Below are 21,717 nucleotides of genomic sequence, written 5' to 3' on the forward strand. Positions count from 1 at the left end.
TTACACAATATGATCAGGCTCCAGGGGACAAGGATACTGCTGATCCCCAGTTTCAACTTGTAGGGTAGGATGGTCGATGTCAAAGTGATGATGCAATTCTTCGCTGATATGGGCTAAAAAGCTATCTCCTGGGCAGCCTTCAGGCATCACCAAATGGGCTGTCAGGGCCGTTTCTGTGGTACTCATGCCCCAAATATGAAGATCATGGACTTGTGCCACCCCGGGTAACTCTTGCAGAAAAGTCCGTACCGCCAGGGGTTCGATGTGCTTGGGTACTCGATCTAAAATCAATCCTAGGGCATCCCGCAGTAGGTTCCAAGTCCCTACCACAATTACTACCACAATCACTAAACTGATGGCGGGATCGAACCATAGCCACCCCGTTAACAGAATGGCTATGCCCGCGAACACCACCCCGACAGAAACCAGGGCATCGGCGGCCATGTGCAGAAACGCACCCCGAATATTAATGTCTTTTTTACCCCCGGAGAAAAACAAGAGGGCGGTCAGGGTATTGATCACGACCCCCACCCCAGCCACCCAAATTAGGGTCATACCCGGCACGGGAGTGGGTTCTTGGAGTCGGCGCAGGGCTTCCCAGGTAATGCCTCCCATCGCCAGCAGGAGCAGAATTCCATTCAGTAGGGCGGCTAAAATTGATGATCGTCGCCAACCATAGGTATAGGTTTGATTGGGCGGAAGCTGCCCCAGGTAACTAGCACCCCAGGCCAGTAACAGCCCCAAAACATCACTTAGGTTGTGTCCGGCATCGGCTAGTAGTGCCAGGGATTGGCTAGTTAATCCAAAGGCGACCTCAATCAACACAAAGCCAATATTTAAGCCAATACCGATTTGAAAAGCCCGGGTATAGGTTTTTGGAGTATGACTATGGGAATGACTATGGGAGTGATGATGAACCACAACGGAGATCCTAAATAACTATTTATTCATAATATTAACACGGGGAAGTCGATGTTTAAATCCACAAAGGATTTCCCATGAAATTGTACCAATAGTATTCGCCCAATCATCGGCAGAAATCGAATATTCTCCATCCTGACCTAATAATGTGACGACTTCTCCGACCTGTAAATCTGGAATTTCACTCACATCTAACATGATTTGATCCATGGTAATTGTGCCAATTTGAGAAACTAATTGACCTCGAATTAAAACCTTAATTTTATTAGAAAGATTCCGAGGAATACCATCGGCATAGCCAATGCCAATCACGGCAATTTTAGTTTGTTTTTTGGCAATAAATTGATAACCATAACTGACTCCAGTTCCGGCTTCAATGGTTTTAACTTGTGTTACCCGGGCTTTAATTTGCATAGCGGGTTTTAAAGTAACTACAGAGGTTAAATGAGTGGCAGGATAAAGACCATAAACACTTAATCCAATTCGCACCATATCATAATGTAAATTCCGATCTGCTAATGTTGCCGCGGAGTTAGAAATATGTAATAATGGAAATTGGGGATCAGCATCAGATTGCCAATGATCTCGGATTTCATTAATTACATTTTCATAGCGATAATGTTGTTGTCGCATCACCGTAGGATCGGGACTATCGGCCGTGGCAAAGTGGGAATAAATTCCGGCTAATTCTAAATTAGGTAATCGTTGAACTAATTTAAAAAATTCTAACCCTTGTTGCCAGGGAGTTCCTAACCGTGACATTCCGGTATCAATCTTAATTTGAACTGCTAAAGATTGATCTAATTTATTTAAAGTTTCTGAAAATAATAATGCTTGTTGAGGTGTGCATAAAGTCGGTTGAAGTTGCCAATGGGCGATCGCTTGGACTTCTTCGACCGTATGGATCGCCCCCAATAGTAATATCGGTTGCTTAATTCCGGCTTCTCGCAATTCTATCCCTTCTGGGAGGGTGGCAACGGCTAACCACTCAGCCCCCGCCTGACAAACGGTTTTAGCCACGGAAACCGCCCCATGTCCGTAGGCGTCGGCTTTGACTACCGCCATTAATTTTGTTTGGGGAGATAATAAACCTTTAAGCTGGCGGATATTTTCAGCGATCGCCCCTAAATCCACTTCCACCCACGCCCGTTGACGAATCCCAACTTCTATCTCCGAATTGAACAAAGTCCTGTTTCCAATAGAAATAGATTTTCCACTAACCATATTTTTGCCGTTTAACCCCTGAAGGGGTTAAGCTGTGTTAATATCGGTCAAATCTTATCGCAAAATCTAGCCAATGGGTAGTGTTTTGGTATTGAACGCCTCCTATGAGCCTCTCAATATTACGACTTGGCGACGGGCGGTTGTCTTATTACTCAAAGAAAAAGCCGAGCAGGTTGAGCATAATGGAAAATTCCTTCTTCCCGATTTTCCCTTGCCCACCGTGATTAGGCTGCGACACTATGTTCGAGTTCCCTATAAAGATATTCCCCTCACCCGAAGGAATATACTGCACCGGGATAGCCACTCTTGTCAATACTGTGGTCATACCGGAGAGGATTTAACCCTAGATCATGTTATTCCCAGGTCTCGTGGGGGCGGGGATACCTGGGAAAATTTAGTTTCAGCCTGTGTTTGCTGTAATGTCAGAAAGGGCAGCCGCACCCCCAAAGAAGCCGGAATGATTTTGCGGATAACACCGCGTAAACCCCATAGCAGCCTCTATTTTGAGGTGACTCGGCACGTTAAAAGCGGTATGAATAAAGAATGGCAAAAATATGTAATTGGTCTTTAATTTTGCATTCAGTTGAATGGGGAGACAGGGGAAGCATGGGAGGTAAACTCTTTCTATTCCCCATTACCCATTACCCATTACCTATTCCCTATTACCCATTCCCTGTTCCCTTTTTAAACAATTTAAAATCGTTCTGTTTCTGACCTACCGGGGGTTTGAATGCTTCCGGGTTGATTAATAAACAGGTTAGCTGCACCGTCGTTTTGATAAATACAGTTAATGGTGGGATTACTTTCTAATTCCCCCGTAAATCCAAAGGTATTCATTCGTTGTCTACAATCTCGCTCTTGTTCATTATTCAGCAGATTCCGTTGTTTTAAAATTGCCCAGTTACTGGTACGCAGAACACATCCTGGTTGGAGTTTGGGCTGTGTGACATAGACATTGAAGGGGTTTAGGGTGACAAAGACACGCAAATCCGTGACCATCGCGCTGGCACCAAATTTAATACAGGTTTCGGTATTCGGTGCATTTTGGTCAATAAATTGGCTAGAGGCTACGTTGGATGGGTTTAAGGTGGTGGTGGAACTGATCGCAATTCCAATCCCAATTCCTAAAATCAGTACCCCGCCAATTACTGCTAAAGCCGTGTAATTAAATAGCGAAGGTTTAGCAGGTGCCATTTTGGTTCTACGTCTCATATTAACTCAACAGGGTTGAAACACTCAAACTAGAGTAGAGTATATTCCTTCTGATATGTTATCGCGTTTGGCCGTTGGTTGTGAGTTTTTAGCGTTGTTGGTTAGTGTTGTTGGTTGTTAGCGAGCGAGGACGCTCGCACTACTCGCTCCGTAACTTTCAACCGCCAATATTCAGTAACCTTGTCGCCATCGCAATGATTCATTAAACTATTATGTACAGTCTAATAATTTATAAATTCTGTTCACCCTCAACCCTTTAATTTTTTCAAAAAGGAGAAAAAGCCGTGTCTGTTGAGACAGTACAAAAGAGTGCCACCGTTAGAAAAATTGCTCCCCGTTATCGGGTTTTACTACATAACGATGATTATAATTCCATGGAGTATGTTGTCCAAGTGTTGATGACAACGGTTCCCAGTTTGACTCAACCCCAGGCGGTGAGTATTATGATGGAGGCCCATACTAATAATCTGGCTTTGGTGATTACTTGCGCTCAAGAACACGCGGAATTTTACTGCGAAACCTTGAAAACCCATGGACTGATTAGCACTATTGAACCGGATGAATAAACCTCCTAAAATATAGGGAAATTGGTTTGAAATACGATCTTGAATTTTTAAGGGAATATCCTGCTTTTCTGAGAATTGTTATTTTTCTCCTGGTTTTGGTGTTGCTTTGGCTACCCTTGGCGGCACCTTTTTATTTTTTTATTAGCGATCGCAATTTTGTTAGTATTATTACGTTAATTTTACTCTATATCGAGTTTATTATTTTAATTCACTTCTGGGCAAAATTAATTTATCGTGAATCTCGTCCTCTAATTCGCTATGGTTTAGTTTTTAATCCTAAAAATTATCAAAATTATCTCAAAGGATTATTATTAGGATTATTCAGTTTAATGGGATTATTTATAATCGAATCTATATTCGGTTGGGTAATATGGCAACCTGCAAACCCTAATTTTTTCAGCATTATTTTAGAAGGGTTTTTAGTTGCTCTTGGAATTGGTTTTGCGGAAGAATTATTTTTTCGGGGATGGTTACTAGATGAACTAAAACGGGATTATAACCCTAAAATTGCTTTAGGAATTAATAGTATAATTTTTGCGGGGTTACATTTTATTAAACCCTTAGCCGAAATTCAAAGAACTGCTTTACAATTTCCCGGATTAGTGTTATTGGGATTAATATTAGTTATCTCAAAACTAGCTTGGTTTCCCGCTTCTTCTAATAGTTTGCGGTTAAGTCCCTCCGGTTGGTTGGGTTTACCCATGGGGTTGCATGGGGGTTTAGTTTGGGGTTATTATATTATTAATGTTGGGCAATTAATTAATTATTCTGATACGGTTTCTGAGGCTATCACTGGAATTGATAAAAACCCTTTAGCCGGGGTGATGGGGTTATTTTGTTTGAGTGCAATTGGAATTTTTATCTGGTATAAATCGTTATTTCAAAAACTGTCTCAATCTTCTGAATTTAAACCCTAATTTCAGATTTCTAGTTCAAATTTTGCGGATAAAATCCAGATTTTATGTTCAGAAACCCGGTTTCTTGGGTCTTATGTGTAAGTTCTGAAACTTCTGATTTCATCCTAATTTCATATTTATCAGAAAAATTGGTTTGAAACCCCGTCCCTTCGACCGTTCGACTGGCTCACGGCTCAGGACAGGCTTTTCTACGACGGCCTTGTGTTAGAATATTAGTGGTCTAAACAACCCACCCAACTTTGCAGTCGATATACCATCTACGGAGATGTGAAACCGAGCCTGGAGGAGATCTGGGAAAGCGGAAGTAAGGCAATGGTATAAAAATAAGTCCAACCTTGAACGCAAATCAAAACTTAACATCCTCACCGCACTTCTAGGGTGGTGAGGATGTTAAGTTTGAAACTACGAAGACAAAACCCATAGCAAAACCCCCTTGTTGATTATGAGATACTTAAGTTTCCATTTATGGATTTCTCGACTCACCTATGGGTCAGGAACCCTTCTCGCTATTTTATTACTAACAACTCCCAATATTGTATTCGCCCATGGTGGACATGGTGGACATGAATTTGAAGGAAATATGGCGGCGACACCCGCCACCGGAATTAAAGTAGATTCCCAGACCGTTCAACGTATGGGAATTCGTGTGGAACCTGTTAAAAAAGAATTCATGGATGGGGGAATTAAAGCCACCGGACAGATTGAAAGTTTACCGGATAAAAAAGTAGAAATTACTTCGCCAACGGCGGGTAAAATTGTCCAGTTATTTGTAGAACCAGGGGATAGGGTTCAACAAGGAGAAGGAATTGCGGTTTTATCCAGTCCTGAATTAGTCTCGTTACGAGTAGAATCTCTGCAAAATTCAGCCACCACAGAAGCAGAAGTTAAACAGGCAGAAGCTAACTTTATATTAGCACAAGAAAACTATCAACGTCAAGTTAATATTGCTAATGCCGAGATTGAACAAGCCCAAAATCAATTAATCGCAGCCCAAGCCCGTTATCAACGGGATAACTCTATTGTTAATCAAGGGGCAGTTGTCAGTGTAGCGAAGGAAAATTATCAACGTCAAATTAAAATTGCGGAGGCGGAAATTGCCCAAGCTGAAACGGAATTAGCCGTTGCTCAAGAACAATATGATCAAGATAAAAAATTAGTAGAAACTGGGGCGATTCCTCGACGGACTTTTTTGGAATCTCAAGCCCATTTAGCCCAAGCAAAAGCAGATTTAACCAAAGCCAAAAGCCAGCGTGATGTATTAGCAGCCGAAACCAGTGTTAGACAATCAGAAATTGATTTACCTGTGCGAGATTTACGAGAATCAGAAACTTTATTAGCCACAGCAAAAGCCGAATTAGTCAAAGTCAAACAACGGCGAGAGGTTTTAGCAGCAGAAGCGGAATCAAAACGCTCAAAAGCTGAATTGGAAGCCACAAAATCCCGATTTAATTTAAGTCAAACAGCTTATGAAACTCGGTTAAGGCAGTTAGGAACGGGGGCAGACCAAGATGGCACAATCACGATTACTTCTCCGATTTCAGGAATTGTTAGTCATCGAGATATTACATTAGGTCAATCGGTGGATGATGCTGGTTTACCAATTATGACAATTCAAAATAATAGTCATGTTTTAGCAACAGCTAATATTTATGAAAAAGATTTAAAAGATATTAAAGTTGGTCAACGGGTACAAGTAAAAGTATCAGGATTAGAAAATCAAGTTTTTCCAGGGGAAATTACTAAAATATCACCAATATTTGAAGGTGAAAGTCGAATAATTCCAGTTTGGGTAGAATTAGATAATTTAGAAGGAAAATTAAAACCAGGAATGTTTGCAGAATTAGAATTAATTACCTCTCAAACGGTTAATCCAGTATTATCAATTCCCTCAAATGCCTGTTGATGTTTTTCCTGCCTTTGCGCCGCCTCAAGTCGAAATCCAAACCGAAGCACCCGGACTCGCACCGGAAGAAGTCGAATCTTTGGTAACTTTACCGATTGAAAGTGCTATTAATGGCACGCCAGGAGTAACAATAGTACGTTCTGCTTCTGCCATTGGATTATCTGTTGTTAAGGTAATTTTTAACTGGAATACTGATATTTATCAAGCTAGACAATTGGTGACAGAACGGTTACAACAAGCTCAAGAAAAACTCCCTAATGGTGTTGATGCTCCCCAAATTTCTCCGATTAGTTCCCCCATTAGTACCGTTGTTCAATATGCCTTAACTTTAACCGAAAATCAAAAATATACTGATTCTAATAATCCGCCTCAATCCGATCATAAATCCTCCTCAAAACTGAATTTAATGGAGGTTAGAAGACTGGTAGATTGGCAAATAACTAACCGTTTGTTGGCAGTTCCTGGGGTATCTCAAGTGGTAGTTTATGGGGGAGATATTCGTCAATATCAGGTATTAGTTGACCCAGCAAAACTTAAAGCCTTTGATATTTCCTTACCGGAGGTTACTGAAGCCACAGAACAAGCTAATATTAACGCACCTGGAGGTTTTTTAACCAATCCTGACCAAGAATTTTTAATTAGAGGAGTGGGGCGAATTACTTCTATTGAAGATTTAAAAGAATCTGTGATTGTTGCTCGAAATGGTATTCCAATTCGATTAAAAGATGTGGCAGAAGTTAGAATCGGTGCCGCCTTAAAACGGGGGGATGGCTGGTTAAATGGAAAACCTGCCGTTGTAATTTTAATTAATAAACAACCCCAAGCCGATACCCCAACGGTGACGCGAAATATTGAAGTAGTAATGGCAGAAATTCAAGCGAGTTTACCCGAAGGAATTAAGATTGATAATACTTTTAGACAGGAGGATTTTATTGAGGCTTCTATTAAAAATGTCCGAGCAGCTTTAATTGAAGGTAGTATTATTGTGGCTCTAATTTTAATTCCTTTTTTGATGAACGGGCGAGCGCTAGTTGTTAGTTTAACTGCTTTACCGCTATCTTTATTATTAGGATTATTAGGCTTAAATTTCTTAGGTCAGGGACTCAATACCATGACCCTAGGAGGGTTAGCCGTTGCTATTGGTAATGCCGTTGATGATGCCATTGTTGATGTGGAAAATGTCTATCGCTGTTTACGCGAAAATAGATTATCTACCCATCCTAGACCTGCTTTAGAAATCGTATTTGAAGGCTGTCAAGAAGTTCGTGATTCTCTATTTGGAGCCACATTAATTACTGGGGTAATATTTTCTCCCGTGTTTGCTTTAGAAGGAGTAGAAGGTCGGATTTTTACGCCTATGGGTATTGCCTATTTAGTAGTAGTTTTAACATCAGGAATAACAGCTTTAACAGTTACTCCGGCCCTCTGTGCAATTTTATTACCTAAAGGAAGATTACCAGAGGAAGAAACGGCAATTGCTCGATTTTTCAAACGAATTTATGGTTCTATTTTGAAATTTTCGATGTCATCTGCTAAAATTATTTTAGCGATCGCTTTTGCCAGTTTAATTGCTACAATTATTATTGTTCCAAACTTGGGAAGAATCTTTTTACCAGAATTTCAAGAACGCTCTTTAGTTAATACTTTAACCCTCTATCCTGGGGTATCTTTAGAAGCCACAAATCGAGCGGGTTTTGCCATGCAAGAAGCCCTTAAAGATGACCCTAGATTTGATTATATTCAATTGCGTTCAGGACGGGCGCCAGGGGATGCGGATGCGGCGGGAGTTAATACGGCTCATTTAGATGTAGAATTAAGCGAAAAAGGGATTCAAGACCGAAAAGGAAGTATTGAGAAAATCCGAGAAGAATTTGCCAAATTACCAGGAGTTGCTCCTAATATTGGCGGGTTTATTTCTCACCGGATGGATGAGGTTTTATCGGGGGTAAGAAGTGCCATTGCGGTTAAAATATTTGGCCCAGATTTAGAAGAATTACGACGGTTAGGAAAACAGATTGAAGATTTAATGAAAACCGTGAATGGGATTGTGGATTTACAACTTGAACCTCAAGTCCCGATTCAACAAATTAACATTAAATTTGACCGTCAACAAGCGGGACGCTATGGGTTAACTGTTGGAGCTATTTCTAATATGATAGAAACCGCTTTAAATGGTCGAGTTGTCTCGCAAGTTTTAGAACAACAACAAACGTTTGATTTATTAGTTTGGCTTCCCGAAAATGCCCGAAATAATTTAGAAACCTTGGGGAATTTATTAATTGATACTCCCGCAGGTCAAAAAATCCCCTTAGCCCAGGTCGCCAAAATCAATTATAGCACTGGCCCGAATACAATTAACCGCGAAAATGTCTCCCGTTTAATTGTGGTTTCCGCTAATGCTTCCGGTCGAGATTTACGGTCTATTGTCAATGAAATTCAAAGCCAAGTTAAACAACAGGTGCAACTTCCCACGGGGTATTTCATCGAATATGGCGGACAATTTGAATCGGAACAACGGGCAACTCAAAATTTAATTATTTTTACGTTAATTGCTTTTATAATCATTAGCTTTTTAATGTATTTATCGGTTAAATCCATTCCTTCCACTGCTATGATTATGATTAATTTACCTTTAGGGTTAATTGGTGGTGTGATTTCCGTTGCCTTTACCAGTGGGATTATTTCCGTTGCTTCTTTGGTGGGATTTATTACTTTATTTGGAGTTGCCGCTAGAAATGGGTTATTATTAGTGGATAATTACAATACTAAATTTGCTGAAGGATTGCCTATGCAAGAGGTAATTATTCAAGGGTCAATGGAACGCTTAAACGCAATTTTAATGACCGCTTTTACTTCAGCATTAGGGTTGGGGCCGTTAGTCGTAGGAACTGGGGCAGGAAAGGAAATTTTGCAACCCTTAGCGATTGTTGTTTTAGGAGGATTATTTACATCAACGGTATTAACTTTAATTGTAATTCCAGCGCTTTATTCTCAATTTGGGAAAGTCTTATTCCCTAAACCTAAAGGGGATAAAAATGGGGCCGGACAATCTCAAAAAATAGGAACATTTTATCCAGAATCTCTGTCTTAAAAACTTTAAATTAAAGGAGAAATCAAAATGATTAAGTTTTTTCAACCCAAATTTTATGTTTTAATCGGTTTGGGATTATTATTAATTGTAGCTTGTAGTCAAACTTCAACAACAAATCCCCCTGAACCTACAGCCCAAACGACCAGTTCTCCTATGCCTACAACTTCGGCAACAACTGCTGAAAAACCCGCCCTAGAAACCGCAACAAAAGACCATTCTGCACCCAATAAAGGGGGGCAAGTAGTGGAAGTTGGGAAATATCATTTAGAATTAGTGGCGTTACCCGAAGCAACTGGAACCCATTTAGATTTTTATCTCCTAACCGGGGATAATCACCAAGCGGTTGCTGATGCAAAAGTTACAGCCCAAATTGAAGTTCCCAATGGTGAACAACAGACTTTAGATTTAATTTATGATGCTCAAGGCGGACATTATGCTGTGCTTCTCCCTGGAGAAACCGCAGGGGAATATAAAGTTGCGGTTTTAACTGATATTCAAGGTGAAAAAGTGAATGGTCGGTTTGATTTTAAACGCTAATTTTTATTAGTTATAATTGAATATAAACATGATATCATTATTTTTATATTCAATTTCTCACTTTCAAGTTTGGGCTTCCGGTTACTCTAATAATGCTAATCATTGCCTATTTTTGGATTGAATTAACTGTTGGTTTTTAGGGGTATTTGTGATCAAATTGATCAAATATAGCACTTGCAATAGTTGTTGGGCTAAAGCCCCAAGAGGGGAGGGCTAAAGCCCAACAACAAGGGTTAATAAACCTGACCATCGGGCATGGTTGCACCATACAAAATGGTATTTTGTAAATCCACTCCATTGAGTTTGGCATTTCGCAAACTGGCGCCGGTTAAATTCGTTCCTTCTAAACAAGCTCCATCCAAATTTGTTCCCCACAAATAGGCGCCTTGAAGATTAGCACCCGTTAAATCTGCACCGGATAAATCGGCTAAATTGAGATTGGCTTTACTCAAATCTGCGTTTCTCAAATCTGCATCTCGGAGGTCAGCTTTCATTAAGTTAACTAGAACAAATTGCCCTCCTCTTAATACACTTTCATGCAAATCTGCTTGTTGTAAATTTGCCCCTTCCAGATTAGAAAATCGCATTTGAGCAGCCTGTAATGATGTTCCCGTGAAGTTTGCACCAGACAATTTTGCCCCACTTAATTTAACATTATTCAGGTCTAGTCCACTAAAATCAATTCCTTCTAAGTCTAATCCATTCAGAAATGCACTATTCAAGGTGACTCCGTTTAACTGCGCCCCTCTTAAATTGGCTCCGCTTAATCTCGCTCCGGTTAAATTTGTCCAGTTTAAATTGGCTTTTTCTAAATTAGCAGACCGGAGATTAATTCCCTTTAAGTTCGCGCCACATAAATTCACCCCGGTTAAATTGGCACGAAATAAATTTACACAAAATAGAATCGCACCACTCAGTTTTGCATTAGTCAAATCGACGCCATTTAATTGGGCACCTTGGAGGTTAGCTTTAGTTAAATCGGCTTCAATTAATTGGCTGCCTTTCATTTTGGCATAGGTTAAATTAGTTCCATATAAAAATGCTCCGTTCAAGTTAGTATTGAGGAAGAAAGAACGTTCTAAATAGGCTCTTGCTAGGGAAGCATCTTTTAAATTTGAACTCGATAGGTTGGCTTGATTGAGGGTGACTCCAATTAAATTCTCCGCTACAAGATCTAACCCTCGAAAATCCCTTTCTCCCCGAAGATATCGATCAACAATTTCACTGCTTTTCATGGTATTATCCTCTAACTCTAATTGAATAATAATTCAGAGAAAATAACTTTTTTTCAGAAAACTTGCTGGGGGTATTTTCTTGAATTAATCAGGGTTTGATTTTAATGCACTTAGTTCTGATTAAGATTTATTAAATATCCAATATTTTCTTGAAAAAAGTTAGTGACTTTAGGAATAATACTGAAATTACTTGAACTCTGATTTTGATCGCTTTGACAGAGATCACCCTTAAAATTTTTACACAAATCGATCTAGCTTTCGTTCAATATCAGTTTTATTTTGTCTCTATTAATCAGTATACAGTAACAATTGTAATTTAATAGTTTATAAATTTTTGTAAACTTTTTGAAAGACTTAAACACCTCAATTCTTAGATTTTCCCTGGTTTGGGAAAGGGGGAAGTGGACAGTAGCCCGTCCATCCTGAAAAATAGCATGGCTAGGTTCCAACCTAGAAATTATAGGTAATTTTACTATCTGTAGATTCAGAATTTATTATCTGGGAGATTTAGGAAATGAGAAAAATAAGATAGCGATCGCGCCTTTTTTGGTACAATAGCGGTGATTTGTTTGGTGCAACTAACAGCAACTATTAACCGTGAGTAAAGATTTATTTGCCCGTGAAGCCTTAACTCAAATTCCTAAAATTTTAACCTTATTGGATAGAAATCCCCATAGTCCAACCTATGGCTGTTTTGATCGAAATTTTTGGCATTATAAAACTAAAGATTTTGCCAATGGGAGAATGCAAGAATTAGTATTACCCCTAGCTTTAGTTTATGATCTACCTATTTCTGATAATCCCTATTATCAACAACCTGCGATTAAAACCTGGGTAGAATCGGGTATTATTTACCAGACTAATAGCGTTTATAATGATGGTTTTTGTGATCAAAATTTCCCATTAGAACATTCTACGAGTGCCACGGCTTTTTCCCTATTTGCAGGTTTAGAAAGTTATCATTTATTGGGGTTAATGAATTATGAAGCCCTACAATGTTTTGAACATCAAGCCCAGGGGTTAGCCTATTGTAAATTTAGTCAGAGTGCCAGTCAGGAAGCGTTAATTCTTCTGTGTTTAGAAAGGTTGGGTCAAATGTTACAAACCTCTAAATGGCATCGAATTAAAGCCTCTCGTTTAGAACGGTTATTATCTTTACAAAGTCAGGAAGGATGGTTTAAAGAAAGTGATACGTTTGATCCAGGTTATCATAGCTTAACCATTTCTTTTTTAGCTCAATTAGATGATTTGAGATCGGATTTACGGTTAAAAGAGTCCTTAATTAAAGCCGTAGAATTAGCCGCCTATTTTATTCATCCCGATGGGTCGCATGGTGGGGAATATGGTAGTTTTAATACCTATCAATTTTTTCCCTATGGGTTTGAATTAGTGGGGGAATGGCTACCGGATGCGTTAAGAATTAATGACCGATTTTTACAAGGAATTAAAAATGGGTTATCCGCTTGTTATGGGGATGATTATTCGTTAGGAAATCAGGTTTGGAATTATTTACTTACTTGGCGCGATTTTGTCCCTGGAAGACCCCAACCTTTAGCGCGAGATGTAGCAAGTATTTGGTTAAAGGAAGCAGAAATTTTAATTAAACGTCGTCCCCATGTTGAATTATATGTAGCTTTAAATAAAGGCGGAGTTTTTAAGCTATTTCGGGAAAATAAACTGCTATTATCAGATACTCATTTTTCCCTTAAGGTTCGTCAGGGTCGTCAAATTAAAAATGCTGTAGCCCATTTAATGAGTGCTTATACAATTCATGTCGAACAGGATGAGATTTTAATTGAAGGAGGATTAAGTTGGGTTAAATCTAATCAATTATCTTCGTTTAAATTAGTTTTAATGCGAGTTTTAATGTTAATATTAGGTAAGTTTTTCTCCAAGCAAATTCAGAGGTTAAATAGTTCTAAAATTGTTCTAGGAAAACAAGATACACCCTTTAGATTTACCCGGCGATTTCGTTGGGAAAAAAATCAATGGCATATTATTGATGAATTATATGCTGATTCTTGGCGAGGGGTGATTTCCGCCGGAATAGGTTGTGATCAAACTTCCATGGATATTCCCCTAAGTCGCACATTTCAACGGGGACAATTACAACCCTGGTTAGATGTAACAGATGAGATTAGAAAGTTAACTCCAGGTCAATGTTTGAAATTAGAAAGACGGTTTTAAGAGATAATTTTTATTATGTGAGTTTACTTTGTGTGAGGATTATTTTCAGTGATTAAAATAACGAATAACCGATGGTTTCATCCTGGTTTACTATTATTTTGGGTAGGACTAGGAATTTTATTGCGCTTTCTGGGTTTAGGAAATAAATCAGCATCCAGTATTGAAATTTCTACTTTAGTATTTAGTTTGGGTCACGGACTAAAAACTATTCCTTTAGATCAAATTATTTCAGCAGATATTTTATTATCGCCTTTGCGGTTTGAAACTTCTAGTCAACCTGCGGATATTCTTAATCATTTATTGACTGAAAGTAATCATCCCCCCTTATATTTTTTAATCAATCATTTCTGGATGAATTTATTTTCTAATCAGGGAGAATTAGTTTCCTTAACGGTGGCGCGTGCTCTCAGTTCTATTTTAGGGGTTTTATCAATTCCGGCTATTTTTATTTTAAGTTATTTTGCCTTTAGGTCGCTGATTTTTGCTCAAATTACCGCCGGATTAATGGCGGTTTCTCCCTACGGAATTTATTTATCACAGGAAGCCAGACATTATACATTAACCATACTTTTTATCATCGCATCTTTAGGCTATTTAGTCAAGGCAATTAGAAGTTTAGAGGGAGAAAAATCTTTATCTATGATTCAAGTCATAGGTTGGATTATTGTGAATGGATTAGGAATAGCCAGTCACTATTTTTTTATAGTTTTTTTAGGGTCATCAGGGTTAGTTATAGGGGGATTTTGGTTAAAGGATTGGCGAAATAAATTAGGCATATTTAGACCATCTTGGCTGAGGATTTATGGAGTAATTTTAGGAACATTAATCAGTGGATTAGTTTGGATTCCAATTTTACAAAGTATTCCCAATGATCAACTCACAGACTGGATAGAAACTCAATTTAAGGGATTAGGATTTATAGAGCCTTTATTTCGGTTATTTGCTTGGTTAATTACCCAAATATTTTTATTACCCGTCGAAGCAACACCAATAATTATAACTATAATTTCAGCCGTGATTTTATTAACGGTTTTCCTTTGGATTAGTCCGGGTATAATTCAAGGAATTAGGTTAAATTTTCAATCCTCCGAAACTCAACTAGAGACTAAAATTTTTTCTGGTGTGTTTATTAGTATTATTTTACTGTTTTTAATTTTAATCTATGGACTCCAAAAGGATGTATCCCTGGCGGCTAGATATCAATTTGTTAGCTTTCCTGTGTTTATTTTAATTTTGGGTTCCGCATTGGGTATAATTTGGAAAAATCCCACACTTGCTAATTATTCTTGGGTTTCACTTCCGCCTATTTTGCAAGCGAATGGCAAAAAAATTGTGATTGTCACCTTAATCATGGGATGTTTGGGTGCTTTAACGGTTGCGGGAAATTATGGGTTTCAAAAATCCCAAAGATCGGATCTTTTAGCAAGTTATATTATTAATCAAGCTAAAACATCTGTGATTATTGCTACAACCCAACAAACCCACGCAGAAACTCGATCTTTGATGGGATTAGGATTAGAATTTAAGCGTCAGCAGGCTAAAAATTTACCTGAATTTATGTTAGTGAAAAAAACAGATACTCCTTCCCCTACTTTTACAAATGCTTTAACTAAAGTTCAACGTCCCTTTGAGTTATGGGCGGTGAATTTAAAAGATAATACGGATTTTAGTCAATTCCGGTGTCAACAAGATCCCCGTCCTCAACCTAAATTTAATGGATATAGATATCGACGATATTATTGTCGATAGTTGGGTTATGATTTGAGGTTGATCAAATAGGATAAGTTCAAATGCAATTATCTCTAACCCTGTCTCCGATAAAATTAGCTAAACGCCTAACAATGGGAGTAGGATTTTTTACTTTCACCAGTATTCTGATACAAATTGGTAGGTTTGGATTTAACTATCGAAAAGATTGGACAGCGATGTTTAATGTTGATCGAGAAATGAATTTACCCACTTGGTTTAGTGCATTTATGTTAGCGTTTTGTGCTTGGTTATTGGGGGCGATCGCCTCTGCAAAACAAGCTGAACTTGAACAACAAAACAGCTTAACTGATCCTAATGATAATTCTTCGGTAAAATATCGTTATTTCCAACAATGGAAATGGTTATCAATTATTTTTTGGTTATTCGCTATTGATGAAGTAGCTACCATTCATGAAATTCTAATTATTCCTGATATTGCTAAAGGGTTAAATTTACCACCTTTTTTACGTTCAATGTGGGTAATTCCAGGCATAATTTTAGTCATAGTTTTTCTGCGTAAATACTGGAAATTTTGGTTACATCTTCCCCGAAAAACCCGTGATCATTTTATTTTAGCAGCATCTTTATATATTGGCGGAGCTTTATTTATGGAAATGGTTGGGAGTGTGGTGGCGTTTTATTACCATCAACAAAGTCTAATTTATTCATTAGTAGCCATTGTCGAGGAAATCATGGAAATGATGGGAGTAATTGTGTTTATGTATGGACTGTTAGTTTATATTCGAGAATGGCAAGAAAAAATTGATCTTGAGATTAAAATTTTGCCACAATAGGCTATATAATAAAAGGATATGATTTAAGTGGGAGCATAATATGGTTATGCAAGTGAAACCTCTCCTCTATTCTCCAGAAGAGTATTTCAAACTCGAAGAAACCGCAGAATTTAAACATGAATATCGAGATGGAGACATTATTCCCATGAGTGGAGGTACAACAAATCATAATCAAATTATAGTGAATCTTTGCGCTCATTTATATTTTGCTCTAAGAAAACAAAATTATCGGGTATTTACCAGCGATGTCCGTCTATGGATGGCCGAACATCGGTTATACACCTATCCTGATTTAATGGTGATTAAAGGGGATGTTATTTATCACGAAAATCGCACGGATACGGTTTTAAACCCCTTAGTAATTATAGAAATTTTATCTGAATCAACGGGAAGTTATGATCGCGGAGATAAATTTAAGTATTATCGTTCTATTCCCGAATTTCAAGAATATATTTTAATCGATCAATATCAATATTCCGTCGAACAATTTGTAAAAACAGAAACGGGAAAATGGCAAGTTAATTTTTATGAGTCGGCGGATTCTATTTTAACATTAAGCACCCTTGACTTTTCCATCAATTTAACCGATCTCTATGAGCAAGTTAACTTTGAAACCTCAGAAGCATAAAATTCTAACGTCCCATATTCCGTTTCAACTGTTCTAATTCTTCATCCATTTCCCATTGTTTGAATTTCCCTTCTAAGGAATCATTAAAAGAATTAGAACTACCAGAGGATTTACTCTGATTCCAACCCTGGGTTTCCCTGGAATTTTGAGGGTTTTCTTGAGCTTTTGATTTGCTACGGTTAGCTTCAACTTCTGCGGCTTTAACCTTAACTTCTTTGTGACGTTGTTGAACTTGATAATAGACTTCTTTAGATTTTTGAATCCGGTCTTTAACTCCTTGCATTTGTCCCCAAAGTTGATTCCCTTGACGCAAAAATCCCGCCTCTCGCTCTTGAGCCGCCGCCACTAAATCTAAACGATTGGCTGCTTGTGCTTTTTGTGCCCATTTATGCCATTTTTGGACATCTTGAGCCACTTCTAAAATTTCCGCTTGTAGCTTTTTTTCCTTTCGGTTCAACTCAGCAATTAATTTTAAGGTATCCTCCTCCTGTTCCCGCAACTGTTCTTCTAAAGCTTGCAATTCTAAATGAGGATTATCCTTGAGAAACTCCTCTAACCGAGTCTCTAAAAAATTACTAAAATCTTCAAATAAACCCATAATTAAATATTAAATAGAAAAGAACAGTAGAGACGTGCCACGGCGCGTCTCTCTCCCAGGATTAACTGAATTAACCCATTTAGAATTGTTGTCCCACAAAAATTGTTTTAACCTCCCCATTCCGACGAATAACGGCTTGCTGGTTTACCACTTCCACCAGTGACCAACCACTCGCACCAATGGTTTCACCGACATAAATCCGACGGGCTACTCCATTAATTTCAAACAGGGCCGCCGAACGATCGCCCAATTCCAGAGTTCCCACCAAGGTATGGGCCGTTATTGGGGCAGGGTTCGCTGCCGTTGGCTCTTGTGCTGGCGTTTCCGTTACCCCAGGTGAGGGGGGTAATGGAATAGTTGCCGCCGGGACTTCCTGCCGAACTTGAGGAGTTGTGGGAGTAACTTGGGTCGGTGTAGCGGGTTTAGCCTGGGTTGTGGGGGTTGAAGCTCCTGTTTTTGCAGGAGCTACGGGAGCAGCACCCGAACCTTGTCCACCTGGAACCGCAACAGAAGCAGGTGCGGGGGGCTGGGTTTGTTGTCCCTTAGCCAAGTTTTTCATCACCTGTTGAGACAGAGATGCGGTTTGATTAGAGGCATCTTGAATCGCCCCAGCCACTCGGTTAATAGCTGCGACGAGGTTATTGGTATCCACCACGGGAGCCACGGGAGCCACGGGCGGAGTCCCAGGAACGGGCAGGGTCGGTAGGGTGGCATTGGCCACGGGAGGAGGTAATAGGGGCAAGCCTAACCCTGTTTGTTGATTCTGTTGTTCAATATTTGTCAGCGATCGCTCAATATAATTGGAAAATTGAATATCCGCTTTGGTCTTGGTATCTAATACGCGTTCGGGGGACACCGCCACAGGTTCCGGGGCAAATAAACGCCCTAGCCCTCCCCGGGTCGCCAACCATAATAATAGTGTGATAAATAGCGATGAAAACGCCGCAATTAATAGAATCCGATCCAACGAGGGAGAGGGCTTTTTAACACTCGCATCGCGTAATTTGTCTTTGTCTTCTTCTTCCTCCCGTGGCATCGGGGGTAGAATAATTTGAGGGACTTTAATCGATTTTAGGGAGACAAATTCTGATTTGACCGCTTCCTTGGGTAGCCGAGATTTTCCCTCGATCGCCCGATCAACATCAGAAAAAAGGTCATCCATCAGTTCATCGGCCCATGCTTCTACCGATATTGGTGCTTTGGCAATTGGCACTTGGGAGAATTCCAACCGGGTTTTACTCATTGTTTCTTGAGGCATTGATCGCTCCTGTTATCTGTAAATCCTTAACCTCGATTTATTGATGATACAGCTATTTTATTGATATTTTTATATCATTTCCGACATTTAGCCCATTGTTGAACTAAAAATTAGACTTTATTTCTGGGCTAGGATAGCTTTTGCTTGTTACCAGAGGGCGTCTAAATTCCTCTAAACTGTATTCCGATAAAGGGCGACCGCAATATTCCTCAACCTTGGATAACCTTTTAATAAAACGATGATTAGTTTCCTGTAACCCAATATGGGGATCTAAATCATACCAACGGGCTAAATTAATTAAGACAAATAAAATATCCCCTAATTCTGCTGTTTATCCTCAAAAGATAATTGGTCAATTTTTTCGGCAAATTCACGAACTTCTAAAGATGGCATAATAACTTACCACAAATAAATATTGATAAATTTCTCCTATTATAGCATTATTTTGAATGTTATGCTAAAATAGGTTAAGAAAGTACAGAGTCAGATAGCTATTATTATATACTTTAATCCAGTTTTAATCATGCAAAATTTAACTTTACCCAAACTTGAAACTTTACCTGAAAATTTTTCCTTAGAAGGGATAATTAGCATTACCTTAATAGAAGGAATTACTATCTTTCGTGCTTCTGAAAAGATTCAAAGTAGAATTGAAACTTTACTTGAGAGACAAAAGAAAGCAGTATTAACTCTTGAAGAAGAAAAAGAATTAGATGCTTATGAAGAATTAGATGATTATTTAAGTTTGGTAAATCGGACGATTCGCAATCTTTATTCAACTCAGATTTAACGAAAAATATTATTTTTAATTTATGGATAAAAATACTCCTAAAGAAGTTCGTAAACGAGCAAAATATTTGTGTGAATATTGTCATGCTTCAGAAAAATGGCAATATGTTCAATTTACGATTGATCATATTATTCCCCTTGATCAAAGTGGGGCAAATTCTCCTGATAATTTAGCTTTAGCTTGTTTTCATTGTAATCGTAAAAAATCTAATAAAATTACGGCTACCGATCCAGAATCAAATTTAGAAGTTTCTTTATTTAACCCCCGTTTACATGATTGGAAAAATCACTTTATTTGGTCAAAAGATAAACTCTACATTATTGGCTTAACCTCTATAGGACGCGCTACTGTACAATTGTTAGAATTAAATAGAAATAGAATTATTGATATTCGTGCTGCTGATTTAATTGCAGAAAGACATCCACCCAGTGACGATCCAATTTTAGCTAATGAAATGTCATCAGAATAATTATTACACAGATCAGTAATTATTAGATTTTTCTCCTATTGTTCTCACATACTCCCGAAAAAGACAAGATAAATTAAACAAAATGGTATCGCCTTTGATTTTAGCAACTAAATACCGTTGTTGTAAAGATTTTAAACCATTAATTAAGTCCATTGAGGACAAGTCTAAATGTTGTCTTAAATCTTCTCTGGAAACAGGTTGCTCAAATTGACTCAATACTAAAACAATTTCCTGTTCAATAGGTGATAATCTATTAAATAGCTGGTTAAAGTGCGATCGCATTTCTTTAGTAATTACTAAACTATCCTCAGCTAAAAACTCAGCCACATCCCCATCAAAAACATCTTTAATTAAAAGAGCAATATCTTTCAAATACATCGGATTTCCTTGATATTTTTCAATCAATTTTAACCCCCTATCCTGATCTTGTTTTAATCCTATCCCTGACAAAATTTCTCCATCCTCTAAACCGGATAATTTTAAAGATTTAATCGGATATAATTCCTCATCCAAACATTCCATTTCTGCACATTGTTCTTGACTCATTAAAATTAGATGACTTTGATGTTCTGTTTCTGTGATCAGTTTAAAAAAGTTTTGATAATCTTGATAAACACTTTGATATTGTCCAGAAAATTCACCCTGGGTAAAAATATTATGAACGTCATCAAGGATAATCAAACATTTTTTATCCGTGAAAACATCAAATAATTGTTTTAAGTTGTCATCTATAGTTGCTTTTGATTCTTGGTTACAAGCATTCAATAAATCATTGATCAGTAATTCTAAAGGTTTGGGATATTTTAAACTTTTCCAAATAATTACTTCAAATTGATCTAAGTTTAAATCAACCCATCTTTTAACTAAAGTCGTTTTCCCTATTCCAGATAATCCTAAAACTGAAATCAAACGAATATTATTATCTAATATCCAATTATAAACAGTTTTAAGTTCAGATTCTCTATTATAACAATTTATTATTTTGGGAGCCAGGGTTAAATCGTTGCTAACTGATTTAGATAAAGCATTATTTAACTTTTCTTGACTATTTTGCTTTGAATTATATAAAATTTCTGGACTATAATTAAAATTATGATTACCATTTTGACAAATATTTTGATTTTGAGAGGATGTTATATTTAATCTTTTAAAAGTAGACCTAAAATTAGACTTATTAATATCTTCTCCTAATTGTTTGGATAGAATTTCCCATAATTTATAACCCACATCTCTCACCCGACCTTCACTGTGGTTACATTCTTCTGCTATTTCTCTATAAGTTTCATTCTGCCATACCCCTTTAATTACTGCTTCTTGAAGATTATCTAGGTGTTTTCCTGTTTGTGAAAAAACTAAGTGATCGGCTATTTGTAAAATTTCTGTAATCATCATAAAAGCCATATAGAGTAAGAATTATAGACATTATACCTTAATTTAGTCAGGCATTTTACGACAATTCAAGATTTAATCAGAAATATTTATTAATAAAAGACACGATTTAATCAGACATTTTAGTATTGTAGGTAAGATTGATCAGTTGATAGAAAGGATACAGATGTAAGCTAACTTGACTAAAATTAAAAGGGCAGTCCTGCATAAGTAGTGATGCGATTTTATGCAACCGATCTGGATCAGAAG

Annotated in this window: 18 protein-coding genes and 2 pseudogenes; 12 read left to right on the top strand and 8 right to left on the bottom strand. The window is 37.9% G+C overall.

The genetic code is table 11. The annotated features are described in order from the left end of the window. Together NMG86_RS24375 and alr are read right to left on the bottom strand one after the other, a co-directional pair. Positions 1–921 carry a cation diffusion facilitator family transporter gene (locus tag NMG86_RS24375; protein ID WP_026796699.1) on the bottom strand — a complete coding sequence of 307 codons (921 nt, stop codon included), beginning with the start codon at positions 919–921 and terminating at the stop codon, positions 1–3. A gap of 18 nt (positions 922–939) precedes the next feature. Further along, on the bottom strand, positions 940–2,145 hold the full coding sequence (gene alr, locus NMG86_RS24380; RefSeq protein WP_026796700.1) for an alanine racemase: 1,206 nt from the start codon (positions 2,143–2,145) through the stop codon (positions 940–942). Positions 2,146–2,218: 73 nt separating this feature from the next. Between alr and NMG86_RS24385 the strand changes: the two genes are divergently transcribed. Continuing rightward, positions 2,219–2,716 carry an HNH endonuclease gene (locus tag NMG86_RS24385; RefSeq protein ID WP_026788079.1) on the top strand — a complete coding sequence of 166 codons (498 nt, stop codon included), beginning with the start codon at positions 2,219–2,221 and terminating at the stop codon, positions 2,714–2,716. Positions 2,717–2,838: 122 nt separating this feature from the next. Here NMG86_RS24385 and NMG86_RS24390 read toward each other — a convergent pair whose 3' ends face one another. Continuing rightward, the gene (locus NMG86_RS24390) at positions 2,839–3,357 is read right to left on the bottom strand and encodes a DUF3172 domain-containing protein (protein WP_026788080.1); all 519 of its coding nucleotides are present in this window, start codon (positions 3,355–3,357) and stop codon (positions 2,839–2,841) included. 284 nt (positions 3,358–3,641) lie between these two features. Between NMG86_RS24390 and clpS the strand changes: the two genes are divergently transcribed. The 5 genes and pseudogenes from clpS to NMG86_RS24415 all read left to right on the top strand — a co-directional run bounded on the left by clpS (position 3,642) and on the right by NMG86_RS24415 (position 10,371). Next, entirely contained in the window at positions 3,642–3,923 is a 282-nt protein-coding gene (gene clpS / locus NMG86_RS24395; RefSeq protein WP_026788081.1) for an ATP-dependent Clp protease adapter ClpS, read from the top strand. Between the two features lie 26 nt (positions 3,924–3,949). Next, on the top strand, positions 3,950–4,840 hold the full coding sequence (locus NMG86_RS24400) for a CPBP family intramembrane glutamic endopeptidase (RefSeq protein ID WP_040957607.1): 891 nt from the start codon (positions 3,950–3,952) through the stop codon (positions 4,838–4,840). Between the two features lie 670 nt (positions 4,841–5,510). Further along, positions 5,511–6,743, top strand: a complete 1,233-nt coding sequence (locus NMG86_RS24405) for an HlyD family secretion protein (RefSeq protein ID WP_237747642.1) — start codon at positions 5,511–5,513, stop codon at positions 6,741–6,743. Beyond that, positions 6,718–9,834, top strand: a pseudogene (locus NMG86_RS24410) (efflux RND transporter permease subunit); the annotation flags it as partial. The gene NMG86_RS24405 and the pseudogene NMG86_RS24410, both read left to right, overlap by 26 nt. Before the next feature lie 27 nt (positions 9,835–9,861). After that, positions 9,862–10,371, top strand: a complete 510-nt coding sequence (locus tag NMG86_RS24415; RefSeq protein WP_051340308.1) for a hypothetical protein — start codon at positions 9,862–9,864, stop codon at positions 10,369–10,371. 233 nt (positions 10,372–10,604) lie between these two features. Here the strand turns inward: NMG86_RS24415 and NMG86_RS24420 are convergent, their stop codons facing one another. Further along, positions 10,605–11,606 (bottom strand): pentapeptide repeat-containing protein, encoded by a 1,002-nt coding sequence (locus tag NMG86_RS24420; RefSeq protein ID WP_026788083.1) that lies wholly within the window; start codon positions 11,604–11,606, stop codon positions 10,605–10,607. A 597-nt stretch (positions 11,607–12,203) separates the two neighbouring features. On the opposite strand from NMG86_RS24420, the gene NMG86_RS24425 reads away from it, so the two are divergent. Genes NMG86_RS24425 through NMG86_RS24440 form a run of 4 tightly spaced genes read left to right on the top strand, consistent with a single transcriptional unit; the run spans position 12,204 to position 16,964 of the window. Next, on the top strand, positions 12,204–13,793 hold the full coding sequence (locus NMG86_RS24425; RefSeq protein ID WP_026796701.1) for a hypothetical protein: 1,590 nt from the start codon (positions 12,204–12,206) through the stop codon (positions 13,791–13,793). Positions 13,794–13,841: 48 nt separating this feature from the next. Further along, on the top strand, positions 13,842–15,542 hold the full coding sequence (locus tag NMG86_RS24430) for a glycosyltransferase family 39 protein (protein WP_026796702.1): 1,701 nt from the start codon (positions 13,842–13,844) through the stop codon (positions 15,540–15,542). 41 nt (positions 15,543–15,583) lie between these two features. Then, entirely contained in the window at positions 15,584–16,336 is a 753-nt protein-coding gene (locus NMG86_RS24435) for a DUF8692 domain-containing protein (RefSeq protein WP_026796703.1), read from the top strand. 46 nt (positions 16,337–16,382) lie between these two features. Further along, complete coding sequence (locus tag NMG86_RS24440) at positions 16,383–16,964, top strand: Uma2 family endonuclease (RefSeq protein WP_043939487.1); 582 nt, start codon at positions 16,383–16,385, stop codon at positions 16,962–16,964. A 4-nt stretch (positions 16,965–16,968) separates the two neighbouring features. Here the strand turns inward: NMG86_RS24440 and NMG86_RS24445 are convergent, their stop codons facing one another. The 3 genes and pseudogenes from NMG86_RS24445 to NMG86_RS24455 all read right to left on the bottom strand — a co-directional run. After that, positions 16,969–17,562: a TIGR04376 family protein gene (locus NMG86_RS24445; RefSeq protein ID WP_026796705.1), complete on the bottom strand. Its 594-nt coding sequence runs from the start codon at positions 17,560–17,562 to the stop codon at positions 16,969–16,971. Positions 17,563–17,641: 79 nt separating this feature from the next. Then, on the bottom strand, positions 17,642–18,820 hold the full coding sequence (locus NMG86_RS24450; RefSeq protein ID WP_026796706.1) for a hypothetical protein: 1,179 nt from the start codon (positions 18,818–18,820) through the stop codon (positions 17,642–17,644). A gap of 147 nt (positions 18,821–18,967) precedes the next feature. Then, positions 18,968–19,148, bottom strand: a pseudogene (locus tag NMG86_RS24455) (nucleoside triphosphate pyrophosphohydrolase); the annotation flags it as partial. A gap of 195 nt (positions 19,149–19,343) precedes the next feature. Between NMG86_RS24455 and NMG86_RS24460 the strand changes: the two are divergent. Together NMG86_RS24460 and NMG86_RS24465 are read left to right on the top strand one after the other, a co-directional pair. Continuing rightward, the gene (locus NMG86_RS24460) at positions 19,344–19,610 is read left to right on the top strand and encodes a hypothetical protein (protein WP_026795324.1); all 267 of its coding nucleotides are present in this window, start codon (positions 19,344–19,346) and stop codon (positions 19,608–19,610) included. A gap of 22 nt (positions 19,611–19,632) precedes the next feature. Continuing rightward, complete coding sequence (locus NMG86_RS24465; protein ID WP_026795325.1) at positions 19,633–20,079, top strand: HNH endonuclease; 447 nt, start codon at positions 19,633–19,635, stop codon at positions 20,077–20,079. Positions 20,080–20,091: 12 nt separating this feature from the next. Here the strand turns inward: NMG86_RS24465 and NMG86_RS24470 are convergent, their stop codons facing one another. Further along, positions 20,092–21,471 (bottom strand): helix-turn-helix domain-containing protein, encoded by a 1,380-nt coding sequence (locus tag NMG86_RS24470; protein WP_026796707.1) that lies wholly within the window; start codon positions 21,469–21,471, stop codon positions 20,092–20,094. Positions 21,472–21,717 lie beyond the last annotated feature (246 nt).

Origin of the sequence: Planktothrix rubescens CCAP 1459/22 (genome assembly GCA_904830895.1) — a bacterium.
GTDB lineage: Bacteria > Cyanobacteriota > Cyanobacteriia > Cyanobacteriales > Microcoleaceae > Planktothrix > Planktothrix agardhii.

Coding starts and splice junctions, on each gene's coding strand:
- alr (WP_026796700.1), bottom strand. CDS start 2,145: ATGGTTAGTGGAAAATCTATTTCTATTGGAAACAGGACTTTGTTCAAT.
- NMG86_RS24385 (WP_026788079.1), top strand. CDS start 2,219: ATGGGTAGTGTTTTGGTATTGAACGCCTCCTATGAGCCTCTCAATATT.
- NMG86_RS24390 (WP_026788080.1), bottom strand. CDS start 3,357: ATGAGACGTAGAACCAAAATGGCACCTGCTAAACCTTCGCTATTTAAT.
- NMG86_RS24405 (WP_237747642.1), top strand. CDS start 5,511: ATGGATGGGGGAATTAAAGCCACCGGACAGATTGAAAGTTTACCGGAT.
- NMG86_RS24415 (WP_051340308.1), top strand. CDS start 9,862: ATGATTAAGTTTTTTCAACCCAAATTTTATGTTTTAATCGGTTTGGGA.
- NMG86_RS24420 (WP_026788083.1), bottom strand. CDS start 11,606: ATGAAAAGCAGTGAAATTGTTGATCGATATCTTCGGGGAGAAAGGGAT.
- NMG86_RS24435 (WP_026796703.1), top strand. CDS start 15,584: ATGCAATTATCTCTAACCCTGTCTCCGATAAAATTAGCTAAACGCCTA.
- NMG86_RS24440 (WP_043939487.1), top strand. CDS start 16,383: ATGCAAGTGAAACCTCTCCTCTATTCTCCAGAAGAGTATTTCAAACTC.
- NMG86_RS24445 (WP_026796705.1), bottom strand. CDS start 17,562: ATGGGTTTATTTGAAGATTTTAGTAATTTTTTAGAGACTCGGTTAGAG.
- NMG86_RS24450 (WP_026796706.1), bottom strand. CDS start 18,820: ATGCCTCAAGAAACAATGAGTAAAACCCGGTTGGAATTCTCCCAAGTG.
- NMG86_RS24460 (WP_026795324.1), top strand. CDS start 19,344: ATGCAAAATTTAACTTTACCCAAACTTGAAACTTTACCTGAAAATTTT.
- NMG86_RS24465 (WP_026795325.1), top strand. CDS start 19,633: ATGGATAAAAATACTCCTAAAGAAGTTCGTAAACGAGCAAAATATTTG.
- NMG86_RS24470 (WP_026796707.1), bottom strand. CDS start 21,471: ATGATGATTACAGAAATTTTACAAATAGCCGATCACTTAGTTTTTTCA.